This window comes from Neorhizobium vignae (genome assembly GCF_000732195.1).
Taxonomy (GTDB): domain Bacteria; phylum Pseudomonadota; class Alphaproteobacteria; order Rhizobiales; family Rhizobiaceae; genus Neorhizobium; species Neorhizobium vignae.
The window spans coordinates 36,020-48,971 of sequence record NZ_JNNU01000006.1 but is presented as its reverse complement, the minus strand read 5'-3'; the positions used below and the strand labels follow the sequence as shown (position 1 = coordinate 48,971).

Sequence of the window (12,952 nt, the reverse complement as noted above, 5' to 3'; positions counted from 1 at the left end):
TCCTACAATCCAGGCAGGTAACCTATTTTATGTAATTTTCAGTATACTGTTTAATTCGCTTGCAGCTCCAGGAATTTTAGGCTTAAACTTTAATTTGGCGCAGGTTTCAAAGCCGTTCCGGCAAATTTCATAGGGCATCCGATGAGCGACTTCCGCAGAAAATGTATCGGTCATGAGCGCGTCATCGGCACATTCGCGGCGATCCCACATCCGGTCGCAATCGAGGTGACGGCTGCGGCGGGCCTCGACTTCATCTGCATCGACGCCGAACATGCTCAGATCGGCCGTGAGCTGATCGAAAATCTCGTCCGCGCCGCCGATGTCCATCGCGTGCCCGCCATGGTGCGCGTTCCGGGCCACGCCCCGGAATCGATAGCCGGCGTGCTCGACGCCGGAGCTGCCGGCGTGCTGGTGCCGCGGGTCTCGAACGCCGCCCAGGCCAAGGCCGCCGTTCTGGCGACCCGTTATCCGCCGATCGGCGAACGCGGCGTCGGCCCGGGACGTGCCGCAGGCTACGGCTACCGTATTCCCGACTATCTGAAATCGGCGAATGAAAGCCTCGTCCTCGCAATTCAGGTCGAGACCGCCGAAGGGCTCGCCAATGTCGAGGAAATCGCCGCCGTCGAGGGCATCGACGTGGTCTTCATCGGCCCCGGCGACCTCTCAGTCTCGATCGGCGCGATGGGGCCGGATGGAGCCGAGAAGCTGGATGCGGCCATTCTGACGATCACCAAGGCTGCACGCAAAGCGGGCAAGGCCGTCGGCATCTTCCGCCCCTCCCCCGATGACGTCGGAAAATGGTCGGAAGCCGGCATAAGCTTCTATCTGCTCTCAAGCGATACGAGGTTCCTCGGCGCCGGCATCGCTGCCGACGTCGCCGCCGCGCGCTCCGCCTAGGCTGCATCAATTTTCCAGGGAGTGACGACGTGAAAGCCATCCAGTACAGCGAGCACGGCCCGGCCGATGTGATGCACTATGTCGATCTGCCCGATCCGGTCGCCGGACCGGGCCAGATCCTGGTGAAGCTCGAGGCTGCCAGCGTCACGCCTTTCGACTGGAAACTCCGCGCCGGACACCTGCAAAGTCACTTCACCCTGCCGATGCCGAGCGTGCCCGGCCGCGACGGTGGCGGCACGGTGATTTCCGTCGGCGACGGCGTCACCGAGTTCGAGGTAGGCGACCGGACCGCGGTCATGGCCGGCGCCTTCGCACAAGGCGGCTATGCGGAAATGATCGCAGTCGATGAAAAGCATGCTGTCAAAATTCCGGACAACCTCTCGACCGTCGATGCGGTGGCGCTGACCAATGCCAGCTTGAGCACCTGGATCGCGGTGCGGACTGCCGAAGTCAAATCCGGCGACAGGGTTCTCGTCCATTCCGGTTCAGGCGCAGTCGGCGGATTGCTGGTCCAGCTCTGCCACCATCTCGGCGCCCACGTTACCGCTACCTGCCGCTCGACCAATCGCGACTACGTGCTCGGCCTCGGCGCCGACCGCGTCATCGCCTATGACGAGGAAGACTTTTCCGAACTCTTGCTCGATCAGGATATCGTCTTCGAGCTGATGGGCGGCGAAGTCCACGACAAGTCCTACAAGGTGCTCAAGAAGGGCGGCCATATGGTCTGGCTGGTCGCCGATCCGATCAGGGATCGCGGCGAGGAATTCGGCGTCAAGGTCACCCGCGCAATGATCACCGACGACAAGCAGGCCCTTCAATCGATGATGGATCTCGCCGGCGCCGGCCTGCTCAAGCCCCAGGTCGCCCGCACCATGCCGCTGTCGGAAGCGGCCGAAGCCCATCGCCTGATGGAAAAAGGCGCCATTTCGCGCGGACGCCTGATACTGACGATGTGACGTTCTTCAGGTGCCGCCCGGAAACAGCGGCGCCTGACGGCCCTTGGCGACAAAAGTCCGGAAATCCTCGATCGCGTGCTCGTTGGCGAGCGCGCAGAACGGCCCGCGGCTCACCTCGATCCCGTTGATCTTCTGCAGCCGCACGTCCATCTCGGCGCTCTTCAGCGCCACCGCCGCCGTATTAACGACCGGCGCGTGCAGGACCTTGAACCCGTATTCGCCGCCGACCAGAAGGCCCGGCAATACACCCGCCGGTACCACGACATCGGCGCCATCGCGCACCAGCGGCTCGGCGCAGGCGGTGAAGTTCTCAAGCATCCGCCGCCGCGCATCGTCGTCGCCCGCAAAGGCCGCGCTGAAATCCGAAGGCTCGCAATTCATGCCGACGACGTGCTTCACCCGGCCACCGAGGCCATAGAGATCGGCCTGCTCGTAATGCCAGGTCTGAAAGACGTCATCGAGGGTGACCAGCGCCATGCGCCGGCCGAGCCGGGCTGCATAATGCATGCAGACCTCGCCGGCGCCGATCACCGGAATGGTCAGCGCCGACTTGAGCTCATAGAGGCCGGGATCCTGGAAATGGCCTATGACGACGGCGTCATATCCGCGGCTCGCCGCTTCCAGCCCGTTGTCGATCGCGATCGCCGCGCAACGGAACTCCGCCAGTCGCCCGAAATGCCGGTCCGGCGGACTGATCCCGAAGACGTCCACTGTCGTGCCCGGTTCGGCAATGCCGTTCAGATAGTCCGAGAGCCGCGTCATATAGGCGGCACTCGAAGTGGCATCGATGAAGCTCTGCCAGAAGATGCGCATGTTCCCCTCGTTTCGTTCACTTGCGGTTGCGAATTCGCACTCGTCAAAACATCAATTTAAGGCTTTACTCCCGTTGCAGAACCCGCCCCCGGAGGAACCGCATGACTGTGTCGACCACGCCCGAAAACCCGCTAAGCGACACCACCGTCGAGATGTCGGAAGCGGCGCTGACCGAGTTCGAATGGTCGCTCTGGCGAATTTCCGCCGCCTTCCTGCGGTGGCAGTCCGAAAGTTCAAGCGAGCTTGCCGGCGCGGGCCTGAGCGGCCTCGACACCGCCATCCTGCACACGATCCGTTATCGCAACAAGCCGAAAGGGCTCGGCGAGATTTCCCGGCTGCTCGGCCGCGACGACACCGCCAACATTCAGTACGCCATCAAGAAGCTGCAGACGCTGCAGCTCATCGAACGGGTCAAGGGCCGGTCGCGCAAGGACACGCTCTACACGCCGACCCGCAAGGGCACCAAGCTCACCCAGGATTATCGGGCACTGCGGCGGCAGCTTCTCGTATCGCTGATCCAGAAGATGGATCACGCGGAACAGGGGCTCGGCGAGGCGACCGAAATGCTGGAGCTGCTCACGAGCTTCTACGACACCGCCGCCCGGCGCGTGGCGAGCGGATCTCATCTGGTGGAGCGCTCCTGAACGAGCGCCAGAACGCGCAAGGGGCTGCCCGAACCGTTCTGGATCTTGAGCGGCGCCGCGACGATCACCGCGCCGGTCGGCGGCAACTGGTCGAGATTGGTGAGGCATTGCAGCCCGTAACGGCCGGCGCCATGAAGGTAATGGTGCGCCGGATAGGGCGGCGAAAAATGCCCGGCCTGGCCGGCGTCCGTGCCGATCGTCTCGGTGCCGAAGCCGATAATGTCCCGCTCCGCCACCAGCCAGCGCATCACTTCCGCATCCGGCCCGGGCGTATGGGCGCCGTCTGCTTGCAGGTTGGCATAGGCGACGCCTGACTTCTTCGACCAGTCGGTTCTGAGCAAGACCCATGAGCGCGCCGGGATGCGACCGTGCTGCTCTTCCCACGTCATGACATCCGAAACGGTCAGCAGGAAATCCGCGTCCTGGGCGGCATCGACTGAACAGTCGATCACGCAGGCCGGCGCAATCATGTCGGCCGGCGGCAGGGTATCGACGGAATTGAGCGGCAGGTCGCGGCCGGTATACCAATGGATCGGCGCATCGAAATGCGTGCCGGTGTGCTCGCCGAAGGAGAGATTGTTCCAATACCAGGCGGGCCCGCCGCCATCGTAGCGGGAAATTCTCTCCATGCGGAACGGCGCGGATTGCCCCAGTTCCGGCGGCATGACGATGACCGGGAAATCCGGCGACAGCGTGTGGGTGAGGTCGACGACGCGGACCGCACCGCTCGCCAATGCCCCCGCAAAGGCACCAAGAATATCGCCGCTCATTGGCCAGCCTCCCGCTCGACGGCTTTCGGATTGTCGAACAGCCGCGCCTCGATATCCTTGGCGACATCGCCGACATAGATGTCTTCAAGTCCGCGCTTCAATCCGTCAAGAACAGCGTCGGCCAGGGCCTTTGGCGCCACTTTGGGCGGCGGCACCGTCTGGAACCACTCCGTATCGAGCGGCCCGGTGAATGCGTTGACGACCCGGATACCGCCCGGCCTGAGCTCGGTGCGCAGCCACTGCGACAGCGACAGGCAGGCGGCATGCGCGGCGGAATGGACGCCGAATTGCGGCACATTGCTGAGCCCGTGAACCGAAAGCACGTTGACCCAGGCAACGGTGCCGGCCGCGCCATCGGCGCCCCGCGAACGCATCACCGGCCCAAATGCCTGGGCAAGACGCATCAGTCCCATCACTGTATGATCCATCACCTCGCGCGCCGTATTGGTCGCGCCGGCATCAAAGAGATGCGCCGGCCGCACATGATCGGCCGTATTGATCAGGATCTCGACCTTGGCGCCGATATCCATCGCCAGCTCCTGCACGGAACGCTCGCTCGTCAGATCCAGATCGACAAATTCGACGCCCTCGATCGCCTCCAGCAACGCCTGCTGCTCAAACGGTTTCCAGCGGTCCGTCACACCGACGAAAATCCTGGCCGCTTCCGCTTTCCTGAGAGCCTGCGCCAGCGGCAAAGCAAGCGGGCTGCGCCCGTCGGTGATCAAAACCCGCCGGTGTCTCGGATCGGCGGTCATCTCACGCCATTGAGGATCGTCTTCCATGTGCGGCGTCTCCGAAATGGGCTTGGCAAAGAACGCGGCCTGTCCGGCACGGTCCAGCTGCAGGGACAGCTTGAGCCGGCTACCGGGTCCGCCGCAACCGCCATGCAGATGCGCAATGACAATCGGCCCGCAATCGAGTTGAACCAGGCCGGTGCGCCAGGGCATGTGCTCGCGGAAATAAGGATCGCTGGTAACCTCGATCCGCGTTTCCGACAGCAGCGAACCGCCGGTCGGCGCGCCCTTGAACGTCAGGTCGGACGAAAGGCAGTTCGGGCAGGCCTCGCGCGCCGGATAGGTGTAGCGCCCGCATTCGCCGCAGCATTGCAGCATGAAGCGACCGGTCGCGGCAGCAAGAGTCAGCCCGTGCGCCTTGCGGCTGCGGGCCGAGGGAGGCAGCAACGGTTGAGTGGTGCGGGCGAGCGGGTTCTTTCGCTTCGGCTTGAGAAAGGGTCCGGTCATGATGCCCTCGAGAGAATGGCGGCCGCAGAAGCGAGCCCACGGTCGTAGTTGATCATGCCGAAACCTGAAACCAGCCCGAGTTTCGCATCCTCGACCTGCCTACCCTTTGCCGTCCACAAAAGCTGGCGCATCGCTTCGGTAAGCCCAAGATGCCCGCCCGCGGCTCCCGCCTGGCCGACAGAAAGCTGGCCGCCGGACGTGTTGTGCGGAAAGGACCCGTCGATCGTGAACGTGTGCTGGCGCACGAAATCCGGCCCCTCGCCCTTGGCGCAAAAACCCAGGTCCTCGAACTGCATCATCGAGATCACCGCGTAATCGTCATAGGTCTGGACAAAATCCATATCGTCGGGCGCGAAACCGGCCATGCCGTAAAGTTCGTCGCGATCGACCACCCAGCCGCCGCGCACCTGCACCGGATCCTCGGCAAACGCATTGTGCCGCTCGATGGCCGACAGCAGCCGGACGAAGGGAAGCCCAAGCGAAACGGCGGTCTCCTCACGCATCACCAGAAAGGCTTCCGCACCGGCGCAGGGCATGACGCAATCGAACAGATGGAACGGCTCGGCAATCGCCCGCGCCGACATATATTGCTCGAGCGTCAACGGCTTCTTCATCAGCGCATCGGGATTGCGCAGCGCGTTGTCGCGCTGAGCGACGCAGAGCTTGCCGAAATCCTCGCGCGTCGCGCCATAGTGATCCATGTAATGCCGGGCGATCAGGGCAAAACTGCCATTGGCGCCGCCGGCACCATAGGGATAGACGGCATCCTGCGAAAACCGGGAAAAGCCAGCCAGCAGATTGCGGAAACTATCGACCCGGTTGGTGTCGGCCGCAACGCAGGCAACGATATCCGCATCACCCGCCTGCACCGCCCGTGCCGCCCGGCGGAGCGAGACGATACCCGCAGCACCACCCATCGGCACGTGGTCGATATGGCGCGGGGAGAGCCCGAAATGCTGGGTCAGACCGACCGCGACATCCGGCCCCATCGTGAAGCTCGCGACCGAAAAGCCATCGAAATCCCGGTGGCTGATGCCAGCGCCTTGCGCCAGCGCCCTCAGCGCCTTGCCCATCCACCAATGCGCGGTCTCGATGGAATAGCGCTGGTAGGGTACCGTCACCGGCACCGCCAGAACCACGCCGTCATAAGATTGCCGCGCGCGGGACAAAACCATCAGGCCACCGTCAGCTTGACGTCGACATTGCCGCGCGTCGCATTGGAATAAGGGCAGCGCTCATGCGCACCGGCGACGATCTCTTCCGCGATTGCACGCTCGATGCCGGGCAAGGAAGCCACGAGCTCGACCGCCAGTGCGTAGCCGACCGGCACCGGGCCGATACCGACCTTGGCGGTGATCGAAACGTCATCCGGCAGCGCAATCTTGCTGGTACGTGCCACCAGCTTCACCGCGCCGAGGAAACAGGCCGCATAACCGGCTGCGAAAAGCTGTTCCGGATTGGTCCCCTCGCCCCCCGGGCCGCCGAGGCCTTTCGGAACAGAGAGATTGACGGCAAAGCTGCCATCCGTGCTCTGCGCTTTTCCTTCCCGACCGCCATGCGCGGTCACGGACGTTTCATAGAGGATCTTTTCCGGGGTCATGCGTGCCTCCATATCGTGATTTAAGCTGTGATTTATAGTATATCAGAAGCGATGAAGAACCGTAAGGGAGTTCATCCCGCCTTGCGGATCGATGCCTTCAGCTTCCTGAGATCGATCGCCGAACCGTCCTCGACCGCCTTCGCCGCCATCGCCTTGATCTCGCCGCGCTGCAGCTTCTGGGTCGAACTCACCGGCAGCCTTTCTATGAAGACCACGTAGCCGGGCAATTTGTGATAGGCGATATGGGCCCCGGCGGCCTCGATGATCCGCTTCGCCTTTTCAGCCGGCTCGCCCGCGCCGGCGGGTTCGCTTTCGACGATGAAGGCAAAAACCTCCTCGCCGCGCAGATCGTCCGGCACGGGCGTTACCGCCGATGCCTTGACCGCCGGATCCTTGGCAAGTGCTGCCTCCACTTCCAGCACGGCGATGTTCTCACCGCTGCGCCGCACGATGCTCTTCTTGCGGTCGAAGAAATAGAGAAGCCCCTTTTCGTCGGCATAAACGACGTCGCCAGTATGGAACCAGCCGCCTTCCCACGCCTCCTCGGTCGCCTTTTCGTCCTTGAGATAGCCGCTGAAGAAACCCTCGCGCGGGTTTGCGCCTTTGGCACGCACCAGCAGTTCGCCCGGCTTGCCGATTTCGGCGTCGTTCCCCGCATCATCGACAATCCGAAAATCCATGCCGGCACGCGGCCGGCCAATGCAGCGCAGGCCTGGCGTATACTCGTCCGCCGCGGTGGTTGTCACGGCGCTGCCGCCGGTTTCGGTCATTGCCCACGCCTCGACGATCGGGATGCCGTAGCGCTTCTCGAATTCGATCTTGTGGCGGGCATCGACGCCCGGCCCCAGCGCGAATTTCACCCTGTGTGCCCGCTCTGCTTCGACGGTCGGGAGCTGCAGCAGGATCGCGGGAATGACGCCCAGGCAATGAATGATCGTCGCGCCGGAATCGGCGATCGAAGCCCACCAGCTGCTCGAATGGAACCGGTCGAGGGGCACGATCGCGCCGCCCTTCATGATCATGCCGACCGCCGTGCAGCCGAGCGCGTTCATGTGGAACATCGGCAGCGGCGTCAGCGCCACTTCGGCTCCCTCGCCCATCTCGGCGATACCGCCCTGCGTCGTGTACCATTCGGCGATGCCGATGAAATAGATGTTCGAAAGGATGCAGCCCTTCGGCTTGCCGGTGCTGCCGGAGGTAAAGAGCAGAGCGCATTCGGCATCCGGGCAGCCTGGTCGCGCCTCGCGCATTTCCGGCGAAGGCGGAATGTCGTCGCCGGCCGCGATCACCGTCACCCTGCCGGGCGCGATATCCCGCAGATCATCCAGCCGCTCGCGGATGACGACCATCAACGGAGCCTCCGCCATGTCGAGCTGGAAGAGCAGTTCGTCGCGGCGCAGATCGGGATTGATCGGCACGATCGAAACGCCGATCGCGTTCAGCGCCAGCCAGAAGTCGAAGAATTCCGGACGGTTTTCGAGGAGGAGGGCCACGCGGGTTCCGATCCCATATCCTGCCGCCGCGAACGTCTGCTTCAGAAGACTGACGCGCGTGAAAACCTCGCCGTAGCTGTAGCGAAAGCCTTCGGGGGCATAAGGAAGCTTGGCACTGGCCGGCGCGATCAGCATCGGCGCGTCCGGGTTCTTCAGCGCCTGGTTCTCGAATAGGAGGTAGGGAGAATGCATGTCTCTGTCCTTATGCCCGTTCCAGGATGCCCTTGATCAGGAACATCTCGGCCTCGTGGATCGTGCCGAACTGGATCCATTCCGCATCCGTCTGCGTCTCCAACCGCCAGGTCAGCAGCGTCACCACGCATTTGTCCGGCCCCATGCGCAACAGTTCGCCGGGGATGACGCGAGACATGTTGCGGAACTGCATGGCGTCCTTGGCCGCACCGACTTCGTAGTCCACCTGGAAACGCGCACGGTCGACATTGAGCCGCACGAATGTCTGCTTTCCCGTAAAGGTCGAGGTGCCGCAGAAGAGGCCGGGCTCCACCTCGGTGCGATTGAGGCTGCCCCAGGCCCACCGGCCCTGTTTCAGTCCGTCCGACATCAGCTCGAAGGCGACCGCCGCCGGGCGCTCCACCATGATGCTGCTGGAATGACAATGCGGATCGATCATCAGCGTCCCTCTTTCAGTCGCATCGAGGCGTCATTTTTCTAAAAGACATTTTAAGCATAAAATAATTGGAAAGAACGTCAACGGGTTTTTATGCCGCCGGCCTGCGGTGGCCGCTTTGGTGACCGTTGCTCATCACGTTCTCAACCTGCAGGCTGACAAAAACCCGACGATTCCGGCCTTTTACACGCAGAAGTCGATGGGATTCTCAATTTCTGGCGATCGGAAATTTTAGGCTTGAAGTAATTTATACGTCGTTCTACGATCCCTCAATTGTTAAGGGGACGACCGCAAAAAGCGGCATCGAAAATCAAGAGAAGCCCCTGGCAGGATTGCAGGCTTGCGTTTCACCAACCGCCGCAGGTCCGTCGGTCGCGATCGACGGGCAAACCAGAGGGATCGTCATGACTTTTGAAATCGACCGCAGAAATCTCCTGCAGATGCTCGGCCTTGCCGCGGTCAGCGGCTCCGTGCTCTCGCAGGCCAGCTTTGCCTTCGCGCAGGGCGCCGACAGCGTCACCATAGGCTGGCCGTCCGACGTGCCGTCCTGGGACCCGAACCTGCGCTTCGTCCCGGATGCGCAGCCGCTCTTCAAGATGGTCTTCGACCAGCCGCTCGATCAGTCGCCGGACCTGAAGCTCATCGGCAACCTCATCACCAAATGGGAACTGAAGCCGGACGGCCTTTCGATGCCGTTCGAGATTCGCAGCGACGTGAAGTTCCACAACGGCGATCCGATGACGATGGAGGACTTCAAATATACCTTCGTCGACCGCATCAAATCCGGCCTGAAGCTCGACATCGCCAATTCCTGGCGGACGCTGACCGACATCGAAATCCTGTCGCCGACATCCGGCGTCATGAAGTTCTCCGCCCCGACCCCGACCGCCCCGCAGTGGCTGGCTTTCCTCGGCAGCTATCTGGTGCCGAAGAAATATATCGAATCCGTCGGCCCGGAGGAATTCGCCAAGAAGCCGGTCGGCACCGGCCCATACAAGCTCGTCGACTACCAGATGAATTCCCGCATCGTGCTGGAGCGCAACGACGCCTATTTCGGCACCAAGCCCAAGATCAAGCGCGTCACCATCGACATCATCAAGGATCCGTCGGCCCGTACGGCCGCGATCCAGTCCGGCCAGGTGGACTTGACCGTCAACATTCCGGTCCGTGAAGCCGAGCGGCTCGGCAAGACGGAAGGCCTGACGGCCGAGATCAACCCCTTTACCCGCCTGATCCTTTTGCAGATGCGCAATGACAAGGGGTTCACGGATATGGCCGTCCGCCTTGCAGCCCATCACGCGATCGACAAGGCAGCGCTCTCTAAGGCCTTCTACGGCGGCGCGGCAGTGCCGCTCTCGATTCCGGCCACGCCCGGCACGCCTGGCTACCTGCCCGACTACAAGTTCTCCTACGACCCGGAGCGGTCGAAGAAGCTTCTGGCCGATGCCGGTTACACGGCCGACAAGCCGGCGACCTTCACGCTCGCCGCAACCAATGGCCAGTTCCCGAGCGATTTCGATATCGCCCGCGCGCTTGTCCAGATGTGGCAGAAGGTCGGCCTGAAGGTCGAGCTGCAGCAGATCGAATATTCCAAGTATTTCGAACTGAACCGCGGCGGCCAGTTGCCGGAAGCCACGCTCTACAGCTTCGACAACGCCACCGGCGACCCGGAAATCTTCTCCGGTTATCTGATGAACCCGAAAATGCCGTTCGGCGCCTGGAAGGGTCCGGAGATCGGCGACAAGATCCTGAAACTCTTTGTCGAACCGGTCTACGAGAAGCGCATCGCCGGTTATAAGGCAGTCGCGCAGGAAGCCGTCGAGACCGGCGCCAACATCCCGATCCTGCAGAGCGTCCAGACGCTGGTGCGCAAGAAAAGCCTGAACTACGTCAAGTACGGCAATGCCTGGGTCCTGGGCAGCACCATGTCCTGGTCCTGATACCGGCTGACCGCGCCATCCTGGGGTCCGGGCACGCCCGGACCCATTCCTTCACATCGTCATACGGGGCATGCGCATGTTTGCGACCATTGCCAAACTCTTGGTAAAGCGTGTCCTCACCGCGATACCGATCCTGCTGCTTGTTTCCGCGCTTCTCTTCTGCATCCTGCGCATCCTGCCGGTCGATCCGGCCGCCATGTCCCTGCCGCCCAATGCGACGGTCCAGGAAGTCGAGGCGATGCGCACGGAAATGGGGCTCAATCTGCCGCTCTACCAGCAGTACGGCATCTGGCTGAACAAGCTCTTCCATGGTGATATCGGCCGCTCAATCCATTTCCGCCAGGACGTGACGAGCCTGATCGGCTCGACACTGCCCGCCACTATCGAGCTCGCCGTCATTGCCATGATGGTCGCAACCGTCTTCGGCCTCGCAGGCGGGCTCTTCCTGTTCTACGTGCGCGGCACCCGCGCCGAAGCGGTGATGGATTTCGTGTCCATCCTGCTGCTCTCGCTTCCGGAATTTCTCTGGAGCCTGTTCCTGCTCCTCATATTCGGCGTCTTTTTCGAGGTCCTGCCCTTCACCGGCCGTCTCAGCCCCGGCTTCGAGCGCCCACTTGTCACTGGTTTTCTCCTGTTCGACAGCCTGATCACCGGCAATATCCCGACCTTGCTCAATGCGCTCCAACACATGATCCTGCCGTGCCTCGCACTCGGCATCGCCCTGTCCCCCTCTCTCATGCGCGTGCTGCGCTCGAGCCTGCTCGATGCCTATCAGGACGACTACATCCAGCAGGCGCGCCTGCGCGGGCTTTCCGAAAAGCGCATCCTGATCCGCCACGGCCTGAAGAACGCCATCCTGCCGACGCTGAGCCTGATGGGCGTGCAGTTCGGCTTCCTGTTCGGGGGCACTCTGCTGGTCGAGATCATCTATTCCTACCCGGGCATGGGCAACCTGATGGTCGATGCGATCCGCAACGCGGACCTGCCGATCATCCAGGGTGCGGGGCTCACCTACTGCGTCGCCGTTCTGGTGATCAGCATCGTGGTCGACAGTCTCTACCTGATCCTCAACCCGAAACTGAGGGTGCGCTGACATGCAACAGCACGCTAAAGGGCGACCGCTTCCGCTCTGGCTGAAATCCGGCCGCGTCCAGACAGGCCTGGTGATCATCTTCATTCTGGTCGTCTGCGCAATCTTCGCGCCCTATCTGGCCCCCAACGATCCCAACGAACAGAACCTGCTGTCGATCCTGACCCCGCCGGTCTGGGCCGATGGCGGCGATGCGATGTTTCCGCTCGGGACCGACAGCCTCGGCCGCTGCGTCCTCTCCCGCCTGATCTTCGGCGCCCGCGTGGCGCTCACCGTGGCGTTTACCGCCTCGATCGGCGCGATGATCGTCGGCGCCTTTTTCGCCCACGTCGCCGGGTATTTCGGCGGCTGGGTCGATTGGATGATCGGCCGCATCGTCGAGATCTGGCTCTCCTTTCCGCCAGTCATTCTGTCCCTGATCCTGATGGTCGGCCTCGGCACCGGGCTGCGCAACGTCGTGCTCGCCATCATCCTGGTCGACTGGACCCGCTTCTGTCGCGTGCTGCGAAGCGAAGTCATCGTCCTGCGCCGGCGAGACTACGTCTCCGCCGCACAGCTCATCGGCTTCTCGCACTGGCGCACCATCACCCGCGAAATCCTGCCCGGCACGCTGCCGCTGCTCATCACGCTGATGAGCCTCGAAATGGGCGTCGCCATCATCGTCGAGGCGATCCTCTCCTTCGTTGGCATGAGCGTCGGCTCGGAAACGGCGGCCTGGGGGCAGATGATCGCCGATGCGCGCCAGAACATCTACGAGGCGCCGTTCAACCTGATCGCACCGATCTTCGCGATCTTCTTCGCGGTCTTCGGCTTCAATATCCTGGGCGACGGCCTGCGCCGCACCCTCGACACGCGCCTGACCCAGACGGAGCGCACCTGA

The 12,952-nt window shown here is 62.7% G+C and carries 13 protein-coding genes; 6 read left to right on the top strand and 7 right to left on the bottom strand.

All coding sequences use genetic code 11. The features are described from left to right. Positions 1 to 141: 141 nt before the first annotated feature. Positions 142 to 897 (top strand): HpcH/HpaI aldolase family protein, encoded by a 756-nt coding sequence (locus GQ59_RS11440; RefSeq protein ID WP_037081255.1) that lies wholly within the window; start codon positions 142 to 144, stop codon positions 895 to 897. Between the two features lie 29 nt (positions 898 to 926). After that, a complete protein-coding gene (locus tag GQ59_RS11435; protein WP_037081253.1) occupies positions 927 to 1,853 on the top strand; it encodes an NADP-dependent oxidoreductase in 927 nt (308 codons plus the stop codon). A gap of 6 nt (positions 1,854 to 1,859) precedes the next feature. On the opposite strand, the gene GQ59_RS11430 is transcribed toward GQ59_RS11435, so the two are convergent. Continuing rightward, complete coding sequence (locus tag GQ59_RS11430; RefSeq protein ID WP_051903915.1) at positions 1,860 to 2,666, bottom strand: aspartate/glutamate racemase family protein; 807 nt, start codon at positions 2,664 to 2,666, stop codon at positions 1,860 to 1,862. A gap of 101 nt (positions 2,667 to 2,767) precedes the next feature. Between GQ59_RS11430 and GQ59_RS30540 the strand changes: the two genes are divergently transcribed. Next, positions 2,768 to 3,310, top strand: coding sequence for a winged helix DNA-binding protein (locus GQ59_RS30540; protein ID WP_051903914.1), 543 nt, complete (start codon positions 2,768 to 2,770; stop codon positions 3,308 to 3,310). Here GQ59_RS30540 and GQ59_RS11420 read toward each other — a convergent pair. The 6 genes from GQ59_RS11420 to GQ59_RS11395 all read right to left on the bottom strand — a co-directional run bounded on the left by GQ59_RS11420 (position 3,289) and on the right by GQ59_RS11395 (position 9,045). Continuing rightward, the gene (locus GQ59_RS11420) at positions 3,289 to 4,080 is read right to left on the bottom strand and encodes a cyclase family protein (RefSeq protein ID WP_037081251.1); all 792 of its coding nucleotides are present in this window, start codon (positions 4,078 to 4,080) and stop codon (positions 3,289 to 3,291) included. The two genes, GQ59_RS30540 and GQ59_RS11420, sit on opposite strands and share 22 nt — an antisense overlap. Then, entirely contained in the window at positions 4,077 to 5,321 is a 1,245-nt protein-coding gene (locus GQ59_RS11415) for an SDR family NAD(P)-dependent oxidoreductase (protein WP_037081249.1), read from the bottom strand. Before GQ59_RS11415 ends, GQ59_RS11420 begins: the two co-directional genes overlap by 4 nt. Further along, on the bottom strand, positions 5,318 to 6,496 hold the full coding sequence (locus tag GQ59_RS11410; protein ID WP_037081247.1) for a thiolase family protein: 1,179 nt from the start codon (positions 6,494 to 6,496) through the stop codon (positions 5,318 to 5,320). Before GQ59_RS11410 ends, GQ59_RS11415 begins: the two co-directional genes overlap by 4 nt. Continuing rightward, positions 6,496 to 6,921, bottom strand: coding sequence for an organic hydroperoxide resistance protein (locus GQ59_RS11405; protein ID WP_037081245.1), 426 nt, complete (start codon positions 6,919 to 6,921; stop codon positions 6,496 to 6,498). Before GQ59_RS11405 ends, GQ59_RS11410 begins: the two co-directional genes overlap by 1 nt. A 71-nt stretch (positions 6,922 to 6,992) precedes the next feature. Further along, positions 6,993 to 8,606: an AMP-binding protein gene (locus GQ59_RS11400; protein ID WP_037081244.1), complete on the bottom strand. Its 1,614-nt coding sequence runs from the start codon at positions 8,604 to 8,606 to the stop codon at positions 6,993 to 6,995. Between the two features lie 10 nt (positions 8,607 to 8,616). Then, on the bottom strand, positions 8,617 to 9,045 hold the full coding sequence (locus GQ59_RS11395; RefSeq protein ID WP_037081242.1) for a hypothetical protein: 429 nt from the start codon (positions 9,043 to 9,045) through the stop codon (positions 8,617 to 8,619). A gap of 401 nt (positions 9,046 to 9,446) precedes the next feature. On the opposite strand from GQ59_RS11395, the gene GQ59_RS11390 reads away from it, so the two are divergent. From GQ59_RS11390 to GQ59_RS11380, 3 genes are all read left to right on the top strand, one after another. After that, positions 9,447 to 10,982, top strand: a complete 1,536-nt coding sequence (locus GQ59_RS11390; protein ID WP_051903913.1) for an ABC transporter substrate-binding protein — start codon at positions 9,447 to 9,449, stop codon at positions 10,980 to 10,982. Between the two features lie 76 nt (positions 10,983 to 11,058). Next, a complete protein-coding gene (locus GQ59_RS11385) occupies positions 11,059 to 12,075 on the top strand; it encodes an ABC transporter permease (protein WP_037081804.1) in 1,017 nt (338 codons plus the stop codon). 1 nt (position 12,076) lies between these two features. Next, positions 12,077 to 12,952, top strand: a complete 876-nt coding sequence (locus tag GQ59_RS11380; protein ID WP_037081241.1) for an ABC transporter permease — start codon at positions 12,077 to 12,079, stop codon at positions 12,950 to 12,952.